Annotated in this window: 16 protein-coding genes; 11 read left to right on the top strand and 5 right to left on the bottom strand. The window is 36.6% G+C overall.

The annotated features are described in order from the left end of the window. The first annotated feature begins 84 nt into the window (after positions 1 to 84). The 5 genes from lpdA (at position 85) to SOLCA_RS06355 (ending at position 5,543) form a co-directional block, all read left to right on the top strand. The gene (gene lpdA, locus SOLCA_RS06370; RefSeq protein ID WP_014679625.1) at positions 85 to 1,473 is read left to right on the top strand and encodes a dihydrolipoyl dehydrogenase; all 1,389 of its coding nucleotides are present in this window, start codon (positions 85 to 87) and stop codon (positions 1,471 to 1,473) included. 175 nt (positions 1,474 to 1,648) lie between these two features. Continuing rightward, positions 1,649 to 1,771, top strand: coding sequence for a hypothetical protein (locus SOLCA_RS23745; protein ID WP_281048052.1), 123 nt, complete (start codon positions 1,649 to 1,651; stop codon positions 1,769 to 1,771). Positions 1,772 to 1,801: 30 nt separating this feature from the next. Next, positions 1,802 to 2,641, top strand: a complete 840-nt coding sequence (locus tag SOLCA_RS06365; RefSeq protein WP_014679624.1) for an MBL fold metallo-hydrolase — start codon at positions 1,802 to 1,804, stop codon at positions 2,639 to 2,641. 499 nt (positions 2,642 to 3,140) lie between these two features. Then, positions 3,141 to 4,004: a sigma-70 family RNA polymerase sigma factor gene (locus SOLCA_RS06360; RefSeq protein ID WP_014679623.1), complete on the top strand. Its 864-nt coding sequence runs from the start codon at positions 3,141 to 3,143 to the stop codon at positions 4,002 to 4,004. 93 nt (positions 4,005 to 4,097) lie between these two features. After that, positions 4,098 to 5,543 (top strand): glyceraldehyde-3-phosphate dehydrogenase, encoded by a 1,446-nt coding sequence (locus SOLCA_RS06355; protein WP_014679622.1) that lies wholly within the window; start codon positions 4,098 to 4,100, stop codon positions 5,541 to 5,543. Between the two features lie 287 nt (positions 5,544 to 5,830). Here SOLCA_RS06355 and SOLCA_RS06350 read toward each other — a convergent pair whose 3' ends face one another. Beyond that, positions 5,831 to 6,814 carry an aldo/keto reductase gene (locus SOLCA_RS06350; protein ID WP_014679621.1) on the bottom strand — a complete coding sequence of 328 codons (984 nt, stop codon included), beginning with the start codon at positions 6,812 to 6,814 and terminating at the stop codon, positions 5,831 to 5,833. Positions 6,815 to 6,977: 163 nt separating this feature from the next. Between SOLCA_RS06350 and SOLCA_RS06345 the strand changes: the two genes are divergently transcribed. Beyond that, positions 6,978 to 8,162 carry a multidrug effflux MFS transporter gene (locus SOLCA_RS06345; protein WP_014679620.1) on the top strand — a complete coding sequence of 395 codons (1,185 nt, stop codon included), beginning with the start codon at positions 6,978 to 6,980 and terminating at the stop codon, positions 8,160 to 8,162. Positions 8,163 to 8,204: 42 nt separating this feature from the next. Here SOLCA_RS06345 and SOLCA_RS06340 read toward each other — a convergent pair whose 3' ends face one another. Together SOLCA_RS06340 and SOLCA_RS06335 are read right to left on the bottom strand one after the other, a co-directional pair. Beyond that, complete coding sequence (locus tag SOLCA_RS06340) at positions 8,205 to 9,209, bottom strand: lysophospholipid acyltransferase family protein (RefSeq protein ID WP_014679619.1); 1,005 nt, start codon at positions 9,207 to 9,209, stop codon at positions 8,205 to 8,207. A 428-nt stretch (positions 9,210 to 9,637) separates the two neighbouring features. Then, positions 9,638 to 10,207, bottom strand: a complete 570-nt coding sequence (locus tag SOLCA_RS06335) for a hypothetical protein (protein ID WP_014679618.1) — start codon at positions 10,205 to 10,207, stop codon at positions 9,638 to 9,640. Positions 10,208 to 10,420: 213 nt separating this feature from the next. On the opposite strand from SOLCA_RS06335, the gene smc reads away from it, so the two are divergent. The 3 genes from smc (at position 10,421) to SOLCA_RS06320 (ending at position 14,689) form a co-directional block, all read left to right on the top strand. Next, positions 10,421 to 13,963, top strand: a complete 3,543-nt coding sequence (gene smc, locus SOLCA_RS06330; protein ID WP_014679617.1) for a chromosome segregation protein SMC — start codon at positions 10,421 to 10,423, stop codon at positions 13,961 to 13,963. Between the two features lie 86 nt (positions 13,964 to 14,049). Continuing rightward, a complete protein-coding gene (gene vap15, locus SOLCA_RS06325; protein ID WP_014679616.1) occupies positions 14,050 to 14,280 on the top strand; it encodes a type II toxin-antitoxin system VapB15 family antitoxin in 231 nt (76 codons plus the stop codon). Beyond that, positions 14,264 to 14,689, top strand: coding sequence for a putative toxin-antitoxin system toxin component, PIN family (locus SOLCA_RS06320; RefSeq protein WP_014679615.1), 426 nt, complete (start codon positions 14,264 to 14,266; stop codon positions 14,687 to 14,689). The genes vap15 and SOLCA_RS06320 overlap by 17 nt, the downstream gene beginning before the upstream one ends. Positions 14,690 to 14,813: 124 nt before the next feature. Here SOLCA_RS06320 and SOLCA_RS06315 read toward each other — a convergent pair whose 3' ends face one another. Continuing rightward, positions 14,814 to 15,944, bottom strand: a complete 1,131-nt coding sequence (locus SOLCA_RS06315) for a TIGR03118 family protein (protein ID WP_014679614.1) — start codon at positions 15,942 to 15,944, stop codon at positions 14,814 to 14,816. Positions 15,945 to 15,971: 27 nt separating this feature from the next. On the opposite strand from SOLCA_RS06315, the gene SOLCA_RS23075 reads away from it, so the two are divergent. Continuing rightward, entirely contained in the window at positions 15,972 to 16,121 is a 150-nt protein-coding gene (locus SOLCA_RS23075) for a hypothetical protein (RefSeq protein WP_014679613.1), read from the top strand. Positions 16,122 to 16,397: 276 nt separating this feature from the next. Here the strand turns inward: SOLCA_RS23075 and SOLCA_RS06310 are convergent, their stop codons facing one another. Continuing rightward, positions 16,398 to 16,853 carry a YhcH/YjgK/YiaL family protein gene (locus SOLCA_RS06310; protein WP_014679612.1) on the bottom strand — a complete coding sequence of 152 codons (456 nt, stop codon included), beginning with the start codon at positions 16,851 to 16,853 and terminating at the stop codon, positions 16,398 to 16,400. A gap of 131 nt (positions 16,854 to 16,984) precedes the next feature. Between SOLCA_RS06310 and SOLCA_RS06305 the strand changes: the two genes are divergently transcribed. Beyond that, entirely contained in the window at positions 16,985 to 17,473 is a 489-nt protein-coding gene (locus tag SOLCA_RS06305) for a heme-binding domain-containing protein (protein ID WP_014679611.1), read from the top strand. The last annotated feature ends 259 nt before the right edge of the window (positions 17,474 to 17,732 follow it).

Genomic DNA, 17,732 nt, shown 5'->3' with positions numbered 1-17,732 from the left:
ACTATTAATGTTATTATGCGGTATGGTTTCCTATTTAAGGAATTACTAATAAACAAACACATTCATATAAATTCTGTATAAACTATGAATTACGATGTAATTGTAATCGGTAGCGGTCCAGGCGGTTATGTAACTGCCATCAGAGCGTCGCAATTAGGCTTAAAAACTGCAGTGGTTGAATCTGAAAATCTCGGAGGTATCTGCTTAAACTGGGGTTGTATTCCTACTAAAGCTTTATTAAAAAGCGCTCAGGTATTTGAATATATTGAGCATGCTGCTGATTATGGCGTAAAAGTTAATGGTCACGAAGCTGATTTCTCTGCAATTATAAAACGTAGTCGTGGAGTAGCTGATGGTATGAGCAAAGGCATTCAGTTCTTGATGAAAAAGAACAAGATCGATGTAATTACCGGTTGGGGTAAAATTAAAAAAGGCGGTAAAGTAGAAGTAAAATCGGCTGATGGTAAAATCACCGAATACACTGCTAAACATACCATTTTAGCTACAGGTGCACGTTCTCGCGAATTGCCTAACCTTCCTCAGGATGGTAAGAAAATCATTGGCTACCGTCAGGCGATGAATTTAGAGAAACAACCTAAATCATTAGTAGTGGTTGGTTCTGGTGCAATTGGAGTTGAATTTGCTTATTTCTATAACTCAATTGGCACTAAAGTTACTGTTGTTGAGTTTTTACCAAATATAGTTCCTGTTGAGGATGAAGATGTCTCTAAAGGATTAGAGCGTAGCTTCAAAAAAGCTGGAATCAACATCATGACAAATGCTTCTGTTGAGTCGGTTGATAAATCAGGCGATATCTGCAAGGTAAATGTTAAAACTGCTACCGGCATGCAAGTATTAGAGGCTGAAGTTGTTCTTTCTGCTGTTGGTATCACTCCAAATATTGAGAACATTGGTCTGGAAGAAGTTGGTGTAAAAACTGATAAAGGACGTGTTGTTGTTGATGATTTCTATCGTACTAATGTACCTGGAGTTTATGCGATCGGTGATATCGTACCTGGTCAAGCTTTAGCACACGTTGCTTCAGCAGAAGGTATTATCTGTGTGGAAAAAATCGCAGGTCATCATCCTGAAGCATTAAACTATGGTAATATCCCTGGCTGTACTTACTGTACACCTGAAATTGCTTCAGTTGGTTTAACCGAAAAAGCAGCAAAAGAAGCCGGTTACGAAATCAAAGTGGGTAAATTCCCATTCTCTGCCTCTGGTAAAGCAAGTGCTGCAGGAGCTAAAGACGGTTTCGTAAAAGTAATCTTCGATGCTAAATATGGCGAATTCTTAGGTTGCCACATGATCGGTACCAACGTTACTGAAATGATCGCAGAAGCGGTTGTTGCCCGTAAATTAGAAACCACAGGACTTGAATTATTAAAAGCAGTTCACCCTCACCCTACCATGAGCGAAGCCGTAATGGAAGCCACCGCTGATGCATACGGTGAAGTGATTCATTTGTAGATGTTGCTGGTTCATAGATCGTTGTTGGTTCATAGATCATAGTTCACGGATCATAGAATTAGACCATGGTCCATGGTCCATAGACCATAGTCTCTTATAAAATTGAAGAAATAGGTTTTCACAAGTGAAAACCTATTTCTTTTATGTAGGCACTCTAGACTATCGACTTAAAACTATGAACTATGAATGGACTATGGACCCAAACCATGATCCACGATCCATGAACCATGAACTATTAACCATCTATCAACTATGGACCATCGACTATGGACTATGGACTCAGAACTATCAACTATGAACTAATAACCTAAACTCCTACTTTAGCCACATGAAATTACACACTATCAATACAGGACTATTCAAACTAGATGGCGGGGCAATGTTTGGTGTGGTTCCTAAAACAATATGGCAACGAACCAATCCTGCCGACGAAAACAACCTTTGTACCTGGGCAATGCGTTCCTTATTAATTGAAGATGGAAATCGACTAATTTTAGTCGACACAGGTATTGGAAACAAACAAGATGATAAGTTCTTCAGTCATTACTATCTTCATGGAAACGATACGCTTGATTCTTCTTTAAAATCGCTTGGATTCCATAGAGATGATATTACAGATGTTTTTCTTACTCACCTTCATTTTGATCATTGTGGCGGAGCTATTGAACGAAATGGAGACCAATTGATCCCAGCTTTTAAGAATGCAACCTTTTGGAGCAATGAAGATCATTGGAAATGGGCCGTATACCCGAACGATCGTGAAAAAGCTTCTTTCTTAAAAGAAAACATATTGCCAATCCAGGAAAGCGGACAACTGAAGTTTATTGAACATACAGATGGAGTGGAGTTAATTAAAGATTTCAGCATACGATTTATGTACGGACATACAGATGCGATGATGCTTCCTCAACTAAGTTACAAAGGGAAAACAATCGTTTTTTGTGCAGATTTACTTCCATCCACCGGACACTTGCCTATTCCTTATGTAATGGGTTATGATACTCGTCCATTGGAAACAATAAAAGAAAAAAAAGCATTTTTAAATGAAGCTGCGGAAAAAGATTATATTTTATTCTTTGAGCATGATCCGGTAAATGAATGCTGCACACTTCAGCAAACAGAAAAAGGTGTTCGGGTAAAAGATATTTTTATGCTTTCTGAAGTATAAAGAAAATAGTTTTCGGGTTGTTACTTTTTCATAAAAAAACAGCTCGAAAACACTTTCATCAAAAAAACTTTAGTAAAAGAATAATTAAATTTATTTCTTAAAAATTAAATACTATCTTTGCCTTTATCTTTAAATGAGCATATTTTTCATTTATGATTTATATCATTTTTGATACAAAAGTGGCTTAAAAACCGAGTTTAAGCGAGATTTTTCACCATTTTTTATATCATAAAAAATTAACCAAACCAACTATAATTCTGTCAAACCCCAAATAATTTGAAAAATATTTGATTTTTACCTATAATTTTAGCATTTTGCAAAAAATTGGAAATGCGCTCTCAACTCTTACATTCCTTATCAAGTTTGCTGACTTTAACTTCTACGTTAATTTTTTTTAACTTTTTTTAAAACATTTTTTGCGCCCAGTCGTATAAGATATGTACTGTTTATTGCGATTTCCACGCCTAAATCAGCATTTTTATTCACTTAACGACACATAATGAGACAACTAAAGATCACTCAATCTATCACTAACCGTGAAAGTCAATCTTTAGACAAGTATTTACATGAGATCGGGAAAGTTGATCTGATTACCGCCGAAGAGGAGGTAATACTTGCCCAAAAAATTCGCGAAGGCGATCAAGCGGCCTTAGAAAGGCTAACAAAAACAAACTTACGTTTTGTGGTGTCTGTTGCCAAGCAGTACCAAAACCAGGGATTAACTCTTGGCGATTTAATTAATGAAGGTAACTTAGGCCTTATTAAAGCGGCTAAACGTTTTGATGAAACTAAGGGTTTTAAATTCATTTCATACGCCGTATGGTGGATTCGTCAGTCAATTCTGCAGGCTATTGCAGAGCAGTCTCGTATTGTCCGTTTGCCATTAAACCAGGTTGGTTCGCTTAGCAAAATCAGCAAAGCATATTCAAAATTGGAACAGGAATACGAGCGTGAGCCTTCTCCGGAAGAATTGGCCGATATCTTAGAAACAACCGTGGATAAAATCTCGGATACGTTAAGTAACTCAGGTCGTCATGTGTCAATGGATGCTCCTTTCGTTCAAGGTGAAGAAAATACCTTATTGGACGTTTTAGAGAACACCGATACCGCTGCAACCGACAGTATGTTGATAAGTGAGTCTCTTTCAGAAGAAATTAAACGTGCTTTATCAACCTTAACTGAACGTGAACGTGAAATTATCGTATTATTTTTTGGATTAGGTTCAAACCATCCTCTTTCGTTAGAAGAGATTGGCGAGAAATTTAATTTGACCCGTGAGCGTGTTCGCCAAATTAAAGATAAGGCGTTACAACGTTTACGTCATACATCACGAAGCAAGATCTTGAAATCGTACTTAGGTTAAAGATTATTTGGCATTTATATTGAAAAGTCCTGATTGTTCAATCAGGACTTTTCTTATTTTTGACGCACCAATCAATCAATATTACCTTGCATTATGAAGCATAAGTATGAGTCAGAGCTCAACGCCTGGATTCAAAAAGAAAAAAAGGCAATCGAGCTTAGCAGTATCGTCGGAAAACTATGGTACGATAAGTCTATCGAGCTGGTTATTTTCCGTAAACCCATTATCGACACGGGGTCAAGTGAAATTTTAAAAAGTCACTTGTATGCACAAGAAATTACCCAAAAACCTATCACTATTGACGAGACACTAGGGTTAGCCAAAGAAATCGAAAAAGTGGAGATGGCTCCTTCTAGAATCGACTTGGGTCGTTTAGCTGAAGAATGGCTGGAAGAGAAGCAATGGTTCGATACCATGGGTGGCTTTGTTAAGGCAAAACTTGCGTCTCACATCGGCAAAAACAAAATCGATCTTAAACCTAAGGATGTAGTGCTATATGGTTTTGGCCGTATCGGACGTATTGCCGCTCGTGAGTTGATTTTACAAGCCGGAAAAGGTGAACAATTACGCTTGCGTGCAATTGTTACCCGTAGCAATTCTGATGAAGACATCATCAAACGTGCTGAATTGTTACGCTCCGATTCTGTTCACGGTCCTTTTTCAGGAACCATTGTGGAAGATCTTGAAAATAAAGCCTTAATTATTAACGGGCAAACGATTAATATGATTGCGGCAAAAGATCCATCGGAAATTGATTACACGCAATATGATATTCATGATGCCTTAATCATCGATAATACCGGTATCGCTCGCGACCGTGAAGGTTTAGGAAAACACCTGAAAGCTAAAGGTACCAATAAAGTATTACTAACAGCACCTGGAAAAGGTGATCTTCCAAACATTGTTTTTGGTGTTAACCAGGCGGAGTTTAACGGACAGGAAAATATCTTTTCAGCAGCTTCCTGTACCACTAATGCCATTGTTCCGGTATTGAAACTCGTAAGTGAAAAATTTGGTATTGAGAAGGGCCATATTGAAACGGTTCACTCTTATACTAACGATCAGAACTTACTGGATAACTATCATAAAAAATCTCGCCGTGGACGTTCAGCTGCATTAAATTTGGTTATCACTGAAACCGGAGCAGATAAAGCTGTTGCAAAGGTATTGCCGCAGTTAGCTGGCAAGTTAACCGGTAATGCAGTTAGGGTACCAACTCCTAACGTTTCGTTGGCAATTCTTAATCTTACTCTTGAGAAGTCTGTTAGCAAAGCCGAAATTAACGATGCTTTGAAATATGAGTCATTTCACGGAGAATTAGTAGAACAAATTGAATTCTCTATTTCAGATGAATCAGTTTCAAGTGATATGATCGGCAATTCTCATGCTTCCATCGTAGACGGCCCTGCAACCATCGTTTCTAAAGATGGAAAATCGGTTGTTCTTTATGTATGGTATGACAATGAGTACGGTTACACTCGTCAGGTTATTCGCTTAGCTAAACATATTTCAGGTGTTATTCGCTTGAGGTATTATTAGTTTTTGGGGATTACACTGATTATTTTGAGATTACACCGATTTTATTTGATTACGCAGATGGTCTGTGATTTCATTGATTAAGTGGATTCTTGATAATTTTTGGATTAATTGATCTTTGACTGATTAACATTATCCTAAATATAATTAAAGCCTTCTTGTTAATGCAAGAAGGCTTTATTGTTTGTAGTAATCCCCTACGCGCTATCCATTAATCCAACCTCAATCGGTGTAATCATCAAAATAATCGGTGTAATCCAAAACTATAATCGGTGTAATCATCAAAAAATCTAATACTCCGGCAATACAGGTTTATTACGTAATATATTTTCTATGCTGTTCATCACTTTATCTGTTAGCCTCGGCACAACATCTAGAGCCTGAAGATTTTGCTTCAACTGATCTACTTTTGAAGCGCCCAGAATTACTGTACTTACATTTGGATTTTTCAGACACCATGCGAGTCCTAAAAGTGGCATTGGAATTTCTAATCTATCGGCAAGCTGACCTAAGCGTTTTGCTTTTTCAATGCGATCTTTTGCCAATGTTCTGTTCTTCAACCAATCCATGCCTTCAATAAATAACCGGGTGTCCTGCGGACTGGCATTATTGTATTTACCAGATAATAATCCAGAAGCTAATGGCGACCAGATCGTTGTTCCCATTTTAAAATCACGGAAAAGCAGTTGATAATCTTTCTCCATTTTCTCCCTTTCAAACATATTGTATTGAGGCTGTTCCATTAACGGACCAATTAATCCATTTTTAGCGGCGTAATAATGAGCCAATGCAATCTCTATCCCACTCCACTCTGATGTTCCCCAATACAAAATTTTACCTTGTTGTATTAAAGTATTCATCGCCTGAACGGTTTCTTCAATAGGCGTATTTTTATCGGGTCTGTGACAGAAAAAAAGATCAAGATAATCTAATCCAAACCGTTTTAAGGCTGCATCACAGGCTTCAAAAATATGCTTTCTCGATAGACCTCTTTGGTTTGGAAGATCCTTTTCCCAACCAAAAAACACTTTACTCGAAACAATATAAGAGCTCCTCGACCAGTCTTTAGACTTTAAGATTTTACCTAAAACTTCTTCAGCTTTCCCTCTTGCATATGTCTCTGCACCGTCAAAAAAGTTAACTCCATTTTCATAGGCTACGCTTAATAATGAATCAGCCGTTTTATCGTCTATTTGTTTTCCGAAGGTTAGCCAGGTTCCAAAAGATAGTGCACTTACTTGCAAGCCCGAATTACCTAATTTTCTGTATTCCATAATTTAAAATTGTTATTCAATTGTAAGGTATTCTTAGTTATTATGTCAATAGTTTAATATCATTCTCTGATATTATTTTAAAGCTAACGAATTAATATTTGTTGTATCACCTGAGCTTTGATTAATTACCTTTGCACACTTCTGTAAAGAACATTCATAACAAATGCAATTTAAACGCAAAGAATTCTTAGTTGTTTTAACACTTGGATTATTAACAGCAATCGGTCCGTTCTCAATTGATATGTACCTACCGGCGTTCCCGTCGTTAGCAAAGTCATTTAACAGCAATATAGAAACTATACAGCTTTCACTAACAAGCTTCTTCATTGGAATCTCTATCGGGCAATTAATTTACGGTCCATTTACTGATCGTTTTGGAAGAAAAAAACCATTGATATTAGGAATGCTGGTTTACATGCTTACTTCATTGGGTTGTTTACTGGTACATTCGGCTGAACAATTAATATTATTGCGTTTTTTACAAGCCTTTGGAGCATGCGCCGGAATGGTTGTTTCGAGAGCCATGGTGCGAGATATATTCCCGCTCACTGAATCAGCAAAAGTATTTTCAATGTTGATGCTTGTAATGGGTATTGCTCCGATTATAGCACCAACAGTTGGTGGTTTTATGCTAAAACTGGGTGGCTGGCAATCCATTTTTATAACAATGGCAGCTATTTCACTGGCCATTTTTATAATGGTCATCATTTTCTTACCCGAAAGTAAGCCGGCAGACAAGACCATTCAGATCAAACTTATCCCAATTCTGCAAGAATATTTCCTCGTATTAAAGAATCCAGTTTTCTTAAAATTTTGTGTATTGGGAAGCTTAATGTCGGCAGGCTTATTTTCTTATATTTCAGGCTCCCCTTTCCTAGCCATGGATGTTTATCACATTTCACCTGAAAACTATGGAATTCTATTCGGACTAAATGCAGTTGGGATCATCGGAGGCAGCCAGTTAAACCGATTATTATTGAGATGGTTTGAAGGAGTAAAAATCATAAAAACCGCTTCTATTGCAATGATTTCCTGTGGCATTTCCCTTATCGTAGCCGTTTCTTTATCTGCTCATTTTATACTGGTACTTATCATTCTATTTTTCTTTGTAGGATGTTATGGTTTTATCAATCCAAATGCTTCTGCCATTGCCTTATCGCCTTTTATTAAAAATGCCGGTTTTGCCTCAGCCCTATTGGGAGCTATGCAAATGTTCTTTGGAGTGCTAGCATCAGCTTCTATCAGTGCATTACATAATGGAACTCCCATACCCATGATGTCGGTTATTGCTGTTTGTGGAGTATTAGTTTTTGTAATAAGCCGGATCAATGTAAAAGTACATGCTTAATAAAGCTGATACTAACGTTGATCCGTCTAAGTAAGTCTCCCTTTATGATAACTGGGGTTTGTGTTTCCACCTTTTGTGCGACCATAACCAGTACGAAGGATTATTGTTAATCGTTTGCTCAAGGCGTTTCGTGAACTTTTGTGTTATTCCAAATGATTCTTCTTCCATTGGAGTTTCTGTTAATACAGAAAAGGAAACCTCCCAGCAATGTGCTTTTTTAGTATTATTTAACTCTGCATAAATAACTACTGCATTGATAGCCTTAGCCAGCCTTTCTACTCCTGTAAATAAATAAGTAGGTTGATTCAAAAAAACTGAACTGTATTTCGCTTCTGCAGTAGGAGATTGATCCGAAATCAGAATATAAGCATTTGATTGCTCTTTATTTAACAACATAAAACGTGCTGCCTGATCCATTGGAAGCAATTTCATTCCAAAACGTGAACGCATGCGTTTGATTACATTATCAAAAAACTTATTCGATAGCGGTTTATATACTGCATAAAAGTCGAGTGAAAAGTATTTTGGTAAAATATTAAGGCTTTCCCAATTTCCATAATGACCTAACATTAGGATGATATTTCTTCCCTGACTACTGTATTCATCTAACAATTGAGGGTTAATTACATGCAATTGTTTTAACATTTGTTTTTCGGAAATGGATATCATTTTAAACATTTCCATAAACAGGGTTAAAAAATACTTATAAAAACCTTTGCTGATTTCATTTATTTCGGCATATGATTTTTCAGGAAATGAACGGGATAGGTTTTGTAATACAATATTATTACGGTAATGGAATACGTTGAAAACAAGGAAATAAAGAATCCGCTCAATCACATTCAATACACCTAATGGCAACATGCTTAACAAATAAATGATTTTATACAGAAGTTGGTGCAGGGTGTGATAAATACATACAATAGGATAAGCAATTAATGCATTAAAATTTGACCATATGCGAGGTTCTAGTACTTCAAAATAACTTTTATCGCGTTGTTTCGAATCAATGGTGGTTACTTGTGCCTGATAATTTCTCTGAATCATAATGAGCTAATGATAAATAAGTAAATTTTGAACAAATCCGTTATTACGACCGAAGTAACCAATCCTCCTATTATTATTCAATAAAACAGGATGTAGTGCATAAATAACATGACAACCAGTTAATTCATTTCTTGGTTTGTTCCCTTTTAGGAATACGACAACTTAATCAGCAATTACCCTTACACTACACTAAATATTGTTGATTACACTATTTAAGAGGTGAGAGAAGAGAATGAATTACCATTTAGCAGCCTTTGGAAAATAGCACGTTGGATTAATCACAAATAAATAAATTTCAAAAAAGCAGTGGCATTATAGTATGAAATCTATTCAACTATGAATAGTTATGGATCAAGGAATGATCCTAATTATAGTGTTTCGTTGGCAAACGTCAAGAAAACACAGTTGATAAGAAACTTGAATAATTACTAGGAGCTATAACGTTCTAAAATAACCGATTTAATAACAGCATCACGCAGATCAAACTCTACTTCATGTTCATGTTCTTCTTGAAACATACCGATTCGTTCGTAGCCATGACCATGTTTTGCATGAGCCGCCCTCGCCTTTACTACTTCCTCCGGTAGTTGTTCAACATTTTTAAGGTCTGACGCAATTACTTTTGCAGGTTTAGTTTCGTTTGTTTCAACTTTAACTACCGGTTTTTCATAACGAGGTTCCTGATAGTTACGTTTATATTGAGGCTCCGATTGTTCTGGCTGAGGCTTGATCTCCATAAATTCTTCCATTAAAATTTCAAACGGAGATTTTTTTGCTGGCGACGGGCCCACCTTTTCATAAGGAGAACCTGTTGTTTGCTTACGCTCATTTTGTCCGGCCGGAACAGACCAAGTTTGACGTTGAGGTTGTTGGGGTTGCTGATTCACTTGTTTTTTAGGAGCCTCTGACTTTTTATTCTTATTTGCTTCACTTATTCCCTTAATGATAGCTATGGCTGCAAAAACTAAAAACGGTAAAAACTCCTTTAATGAATCCATCAGTAATGTGTATAAAAAAATTGGGCTAAAATTTAATTAGTAAATATATTTAAACCCTTTGAACAGGCAAAATCATTCTGTTAAATTCGCAAATTACTTTGATGAGTAATAGAGCAGTGAAACGTAAATAGTGTTTAGATAGGAATGATGTCATTCCTACAGCTCTATTTATTTCATTAGCCACTAAACATCAGCCATTTACTATTATTTTACATGAAGTTAACTAAGCTCGAGGTACGAGGTTTTAAAAGTTTCGGAGATAAGATCACCATCAATTTCGACGAAGGAGTTACCGCCATTGTGGGGCCTAACGGCTGTGGTAAGTCGAATGTTGTTGACTCTATCAGGTGGGTTTTGGGCGAGCAGAGTGCAAAATATCTGCGATCTGATAAAATGGAAAACATCATTTTTAACGGATCGAAAAGTAGAAAACCAAGTAACCTTGCTGAAGTTTCGCTAACATTTGACAATACCAAGAATGTTCTTCCTACCGATTTTAGTTCGGTAACTATTACCCGTAAACTATACAGAACCGGTGAAAGTGAATACCGTTTGAATGACGTTGCCTGTCGATTAAAGGATATTACCGATCTGTTCCTGGATACAGGTATCGGACCTGACTCTTATTCGATCATTGAATTAAAGATGATTGAGGAAATGTTGAGTAACAAAGAAGGCTCACGACGTGCATTATTTGAAGAAGCTTCTGGTATTTCTAAATACAAAATCCGGAAAAAACAGACATTCAATAAATTAAAAGATACCGAAGCAGATCTTAATCGCGTTGAAGATATTTTATTCGAGATTGAGAAACAACTTAAGACATTAGAAACGCAGGCGAAGAAAACTGAACGTTATTACCGACTGAAAGATCAATATAAAGAAGTCAGTACCCAATTAGCTACTTTCCGCATTCAATCATTTAAGTCTTCTTTGGAAGAGATTGAAAAACAAGAAGTGAGTCATAATGACCAGCGTATTGGTTTTCAAACTGAAAGCGATAAAGTTGAGGCTCATTTACAAGCTGAAAAAGCGGAAACGTTGGTTAAGGAGAAAAACCTTTCTATCCAACAAAAAGCTACTAACGATTATGTAAACGGTATTCGCCAGTATGAAAATGAGAAGAAGGTAAAAAACGAACAGCTAAAATATTTACAAGAAAAAGAAGCTCGCTTATCGGCGGAGCTGGTAAATGACAGAAACTGGTTGGAAGGAGCCAAAGAAACCCTTCGACAATTGGAAGATAACAGGGCGACTGAACAAGAAACCTTGACAACCATTCAACGGATTTTAGAAGATCTCAAATTTGAGTTAGAAGATAAAAAAACTGAACAAACAGAACTCAAAACGCAAGTCGACAGTCTTACTACCAAAAATAGAAGTTTGCAAGATGATATCTATAAGATCGAGAAAGAGCGGGATATTCTGGAAATTCAATTTGAATCGTTACAACAGGAATTGAACCGTAATGAAGGTGAAGCGCAATTAAAACAGCAGGAATTAGATGAGTTTAATTCTGCCATTAAGCGCACCCAAGAGTCGTTTGCGGGTAAAGAGGATGAATTGAATAAAACCATTGCCGAGGAAGAAGCCCTTCAGGCTAGAATCGTTGAAACTGAATCTGAATTACAGCAAACGAAAGATAAAATTTCACAGGAAGGTCGAACACTCGATGCGAAGCAAAATGAATATAACTTAACAAAGAGTTTGGTCGACAATTTAGAAGGCTATCCTGAGTCGATCAAATTTCTTCGCAAAAATGCCAGCTGGGCTAAAAATGCGCCTCTCCTATCGGATGTTTTCTTCTGTAAGGAGGATTATCGTATAGCAATTGAGAATTACCTGGAGCCTTACATGAATTACTATGTGGTGCAAAACCACAACGAGGCTTTAGCGGCTATTAAATTATTGAGTGATGCAGCTCGCGGTCGTGCTAATTTTTTCGTTTTAGATGCTTTTGCTAATTATGAAGCAACTGACAACAAAGCCACTCCCGAAAACTGTATCACGGCATTATCCATCATCGAATCAGAAGAAAAGTATCAAAAGCTATGTTCTTTCTTGTTGAACAATGTTTTTATGGCTGAAAAAGATGAGGAAAATGTGGTAAAAGCCAACTCAGCCAGTGAGTTTGTTGTATTGAGTAAATCGGGAAAATACGCTAAAACCCGTTTTAGCATGGCAGGTGGATCGGTTGGATTATTTGAAGGTAAACGTATCGGTCGTGCTAAGAATCTTGAAGTCTTACAAAAAGAGATCACCAAGCTGCAGGCACTTATTGCGGAACTAAAAGGTAAAACAGATTTTTTAACTGAAGATGTGCAGCGCTTAAAAGGCAGCACTAAATCAGGGGTGATCGCTCAATTGCGACAAGAACTCAACAAATTAAACAATGAATTGGTAACGCTTGAGGCTCGTCAGGAACAGCACAAGAACTTTATCAACAATTCTAACTTGCGTAAAGAAGACATTGAACAAAAAATCAATAGTTACCGCAAACAATTGGCAGAGATCAATCCGCAGGTGGAAGAACTTTCTGTTCAAAAAGAGGAAACATTAAAAAGGTTAAATACGCTTCAGTATGAGTTTAACATCATTTCTGAAAGTGTAACTAAATATTCAAGCAATTTCAATAATCAGAATATTGCTTTCCATCAGCAGCAAAACAAGCTTTCTGTAATTCTGAAAGACATCGAATACAAAAACAGTCAATCAAAGGTTGCATCTGAACGTATCGAGAAAAATCATACTGAACTTGCGGAAGCTAAAGCTAAAATTGCTGAATTACTGCAAAACACCGATGAAGGTGATGAGAACCTGTTAGCTATGTACGAGCAAAAAGAAGAGCTCGAAAAAGCATTGGCCGAGGCGGAAGAAGATTATTACAAATCGAAAGGTAAGATCAATGAGCAAGAATCATTGCTGAATGAACTTCGTCGGAAAAAGGATAATCTTGAAACCATCATCAATCAGTTCCGTGAGAAAAAAACGCATTTAATGATCGACATGAATGCGTTAAAGGAACGTTTATCGGTTGAGTTTAACATTGAGATCGATGATCTGATGGAACAACCGTTACCGGAAGAGGGTGAAGACGAGTTGAAACAAAAAACTGATAAGGTTAAAAATCAGTTAGATAATTTCGGCGCTATCAACCCTATGGCGATGGAAGCATATACAGAAATGAATGAGCGTTACCTGTTCATCTTAACGCAGAAACAGGATTTAATCGATGCTAAAAACTCGTTGATGGATACCATCAGTGAGATTGATGAAACTGCCAAAACACAATTCTTTGAAGCTTTTACACAAATACGTGATAACTTCCAGAAGGTATTCCGTTCATTATTTAATGAAGAAGATTCGTGTGACTTGGTGCTAGTGGACCCTAATGATCCATTAGAGTCAGATATTGATATTATTGCCCGTCCTAAAGGCAAACGCCCTTTAACAATCAACCAGCTTTCGGGTGGTGAAAAAACGTTAACAGCAACAGCCATTCTGTTCTCGCTATACTTATTGAAACCTGCTCCATTCTGCATTTTTGACGAGGTGGATGCTCCTTTGGACGATACCAATATTGATAAGTTCAACAACATTATCCGTAAATTCTCGGATCAGTCACAGTTTATCATCGTTTCCCATAACAAACGTACCATTGCAAGTACAGATATTATTTACGGTGTTACAATGGTTGAACAAGGTATTTCAAGGGTTGTTCCGGTGGATATGAGAAGTGTTGAGGGAGTTGCATAAGGAAATTTAAGGATAATAATTGCTAAGATTACGAGTCTTAGCAATTGTTATTTATTTAGTAAATTTGGAGATATAGCAAGAGAATAATGAAAGCAGAAACATTTAGTATATCACTTAATTTCAATCAAATACTTGATTTGGTTCGGCAATTACCAATAAAAGAAAAGATCAAACTTTCTAAAGAGTTAGAAAAAGAAGCTATTAACTCTCAATTGACAACTATCCTGACGGCTTTTAATACAAATGAATTAGATGAGGATACGATTAATGAGGAAGTAGAAGCTGTTAGAACAGACTTATATGCCAAAGAAAAATGAAGTTAGAGTTGTCATCGATACAAATATTTGGATAAGCTTTCTAATTGGTAAAAAACTAAGTTCTCTTGCAAATTTATTAGTCGAACGAAAGGTTATTCTTGCTGTATGTGATCAACTTTTGCAAGAAATTTTAATTGTAACATCTCGTCCTAAACTTTCAAAATATTTTCCTTCAAATAAAGTTGCTGATCTATTAAAGTTGCTTTCAACAATTGGAGAGTCTTACGTACTTACTACAACTATTGATGTATGTAGAGATGCAAAGGATAATTTTCTCCTTGTTTTGTGTGACTCATCAAAAGCTGATTATTTAATTACTGGAGACAATGATTTGTTAATACTTGATAATTATAAAAAAACAAAAATCATTCCGCCTAATGAATTTGAAGCTATTTTAAATGAGCTATAAATCCTGATTGAAAGACATCTATAACTAACATTGATGTTTAATAATCAAACAATAAAAAGCACAAGCGACCGCTATGAACTCACAGCAGTCGCTTGATTTTTATTAAGGAGGTTTTGCAATTTGATTATCTCATCTTTATATATCCGAAGAGCCCATGTCGTTCATCATCCGGTCCAGCTGCAAAGAAAAGCTGATTTTGATCTCCGGCGGGAATATTATTCTTCGGAAAAATGATTTCCCATAAACCATCAATAGCAATAACCGTACTTCCATCTTTTAATTGACCTTGATAAGATCCGTTACTATCATAGATATTGATTTTGCCATCTCCAAAGTTTCCTATAAGAATCATGTTCTGGCCTAGTCCGAAACCATCTGGAGCAAGCGCCATTCCCCAAGGTGAATTCAAAGTTCCATTAGAAGCAAATCGTTTTACAAAAGAACCATCTGGCTTAAAAATATCTACATACCCGTTACCTAAACCTCTCTCATCATCTTCATTATCTGGACCTAATTGTTTGGCATACGTTACATACAACATACCACCAATGTTTTGAATATTGAATGGTGCGAAGCCGGCAGGAATTGTTGGATCAACAAATGGCTTAGTTGTTACCTCATTGAATGACTTGTCAAATACATCAATGCTGCCTCCCTTGAAGTTAGCTGCATACAGAAAATTTTGACCGCCATCATTTGCCATTGCCACGCCTTTATACACTGCTTCGTCTGACGACCGATCTGCAACTGTTGAAGCGGAGCTTCCGGAGCTCCATGCTGTAACCGTTCCATCTTCCGCCACAAAAATAAATTTACTTGCCTGCTGATTAGCAGGGATCACAAAATCGGTTGTGGTATTAACAATAACGCCTGTAGGCGAGCCTCCATTAGGCACACCATTGAACGGAATCGTAACAGGAGCCAACAGTTCCGCGCCATTTCTATCATAAATAGTTGAAAGCCCTGTTTGATTTGCAACAACCCAAAATGCACCTGTAGGCCCGATTGCAATTCCCCATGCATTCTTAAGGTTCTCATCAATTATTGCAGAATTACATGTAGTATCTGCAACCAGATCAATCTCTTGGTAACCCGTAGCATCAGGGGGTGCATCCGATAGAGCAGCATCCTTCTGACAGCCAAGGTCTGCAATGATAAAAAACAGTAAAACGATAAAGAAACCTGGTAAATAGAAATTATACCGTCCATTAATACCCTTCTGGATACTCATGAATTTCTTTGTTGCGATTTTCATTTTTATTGGCTTTAATAATAAAAAACAATGATGTTTACTTTAAAATGCCTAAGTGATGAAATGGTACACAACCTTAAATGGTTTGAATTATTGATAGGTAATAATAATGAAGTGCTTTTGATGAAATATGGTCTGGCTTTCCCTTCAAATGATAATACGGAACGATTAATTAAATAGTTGCCTCAATAAAGAAAAAATAGTACCTCCGCCAATCAGGAAGGAAATTTAACAGAATAAATAGTCGATTTGAAAATATTATAGAAAAGGCTCGTAATCTATTTTATAAAAAACAGTCAATACAATTGTTAATGAACAATAAATGAGACTTTCTTACTGTAATGAATGTGGAATATTTGGCTTTAACACGATCTGCAATTTAAAATTATACATAAAAGCATTAAAAGCCAAATCAATCTAAGAATACGGTATTTACACTGCTATAAATCTAAGCATCTAGATCACCGCTACTTTTAAAACCACTTTCTTCACTCTTCCTATTTTTTCATTTGTAAGGCAAGGCATATGCAGATCTGTTGGGAAGTAAACGGCAAACATTCCGGCTTGCATCAAGGTGAAATATTGGGGTTGGTGAGCTGCTAAAAGAAAATCATTTTCTTCATCGTACTCCTTAAATAATGGCTGGTCTTTTAAAATATCATGACCAACTTTTTCTTCTCCCGAAACCCAGTACTGAATATCGATGTACTTGCGATGAGCTTCCATTTTTTCATTAGCAGCATCAATTGTATCGTATTCATTTACGATCGCAAACAATCGATCTCCTTCTATTTCGTATTTGCCATTTTCAAGTGATTGAAAATCCGTTTTCCGTAGATAATCAAACCCTTTTATAAATAACTCTCCTAAATGAGCATACCTGTCGGCGTTCTGTATTAAGTCAATAATCATTTCTCTGTCTTTATTAAGGCTTCAAAGTTATTGTTTTTCCGGTGATCAACTATGGTTGACATTTGTTATTTGAATTGATTCTTCAAAAGCAATTAAACATCTTTGCTTTACACCTTAATTAACAACTAATCATGACAAAGAAGAAAAAGATTCTGTATGGTTTACTTGCGTTATTAGTGATCATCCAATTTATTCGTCCTTCAAAAAACAAGGCAGAAACTCCTTCTACAAACTCAATAGCAACCCAATATTCAGTTCCAGCCGATGTACAGCAATCATTGGACATTGCCTGTATGGATTGCCATAGTAACAATACTAATTATCCTTGGTATACAAATATTCAACCGGTGGGTTGGTGGCTCCAAAAACATGTGAACGATGGAAAACGTCATCTAAACTTTTCGGAGTTTACAACTTATACACCAAAAAAGGCAAATCATAAGCTTGATGAAGTAATCGAATCACAACACGAAGGTTGGATGCCACTAGATTCCTATCTATGGATCCATACAGACGCGAAACTTACCCAACAACAGAAAGATGCAATTGTTAGCTGGGCAACAGGCATTCAGCAGCAAATACAAACAGCAAATCCAGGAGTTGATTTTAAGAGTAAGTAGCTTTTTTTTAGTCTTGAGTCCAAAGTTCTGAGTCTTGAGTTTTTTTAGTTCATGGATCATGGATCATAGTTCATAGCGGTGTTTTTGTCCATAGACCATGGTCCATAGTCTATAGCATTTGCGTGATGGAATCTACGCTACTAGTAAAAACGTGTAAAGGACATAATCTCTTTAGCCATCTAGAACTATGATCTATGGACTATCGACTATGGTTCAAAACTATGAACTATGATCCAAGAACTATGAACTATGGCCCAAA

Source organism: Solitalea canadensis DSM 3403 (assembly GCF_000242635.2).
In the GTDB taxonomy this organism is placed as follows: Bacteria; Bacteroidota; Bacteroidia; order Sphingobacteriales; family Sphingobacteriaceae; genus Solitalea; species Solitalea canadensis.
This window is presented reverse-complemented; position numbering and strand designations above follow the sequence as displayed.

Bases quoted from the DNA above. Each gene is read 5' to 3' on its own strand.
- SOLCA_RS06365 (WP_014679624.1), top strand. From the start codon at position 1,802: ATGAAATTACACACTATCAATACAGGACTATTCAAACTAGATGGCGGG.
- SOLCA_RS06315 (WP_014679614.1), bottom strand. From the start codon at position 15,944: ATGAAAATCGCAACAAAGAAATTCATGAGTATCCAGAAGGGTATTAAT.
- SOLCA_RS23745 (WP_281048052.1), top strand. From the start codon at position 1,649: ATGAACTATGAATGGACTATGGACCCAAACCATGATCCACGATCCATG.
- vap15 (WP_014679616.1), top strand. From the start codon at position 14,050: ATGAAAGCAGAAACATTTAGTATATCACTTAATTTCAATCAAATACTT.
- SOLCA_RS06355 (WP_014679622.1), top strand. From the start codon at position 4,098: ATGAAGCATAAGTATGAGTCAGAGCTCAACGCCTGGATTCAAAAAGAA.
- SOLCA_RS06310 (WP_014679612.1), bottom strand. From the start codon at position 16,853: ATGATTATTGACTTAATACAGAACGCCGACAGGTATGCTCATTTAGGA.
- SOLCA_RS06340 (WP_014679619.1), bottom strand. From the start codon at position 9,209: ATGATTCAGAGAAATTATCAGGCACAAGTAACCACCATTGATTCGAAA.
- SOLCA_RS06335 (WP_014679618.1), bottom strand. From the start codon at position 10,207: ATGGATTCATTAAAGGAGTTTTTACCGTTTTTAGTTTTTGCAGCCATA.
- SOLCA_RS06305 (WP_014679611.1), top strand. From the start codon at position 16,985: ATGACAAAGAAGAAAAAGATTCTGTATGGTTTACTTGCGTTATTAGTG.
- lpdA (WP_014679625.1), top strand. From the start codon at position 85: ATGAATTACGATGTAATTGTAATCGGTAGCGGTCCAGGCGGTTATGTA.
- SOLCA_RS06320 (WP_014679615.1), top strand. From the start codon at position 14,264: ATGCCAAAGAAAAATGAAGTTAGAGTTGTCATCGATACAAATATTTGG.
- SOLCA_RS06360 (WP_014679623.1), top strand. From the start codon at position 3,141: ATGAGACAACTAAAGATCACTCAATCTATCACTAACCGTGAAAGTCAA.
- smc (WP_014679617.1), top strand. From the start codon at position 10,421: ATGAAGTTAACTAAGCTCGAGGTACGAGGTTTTAAAAGTTTCGGAGAT.
- SOLCA_RS06350 (WP_014679621.1), bottom strand. From the start codon at position 6,814: ATGGAATACAGAAAATTAGGTAATTCGGGCTTGCAAGTAAGTGCACTA.
- SOLCA_RS06345 (WP_014679620.1), top strand. From the start codon at position 6,978: ATGCAATTTAAACGCAAAGAATTCTTAGTTGTTTTAACACTTGGATTA.
- SOLCA_RS23075 (WP_014679613.1), top strand. From the start codon at position 15,972: ATGATGTTTACTTTAAAATGCCTAAGTGATGAAATGGTACACAACCTT.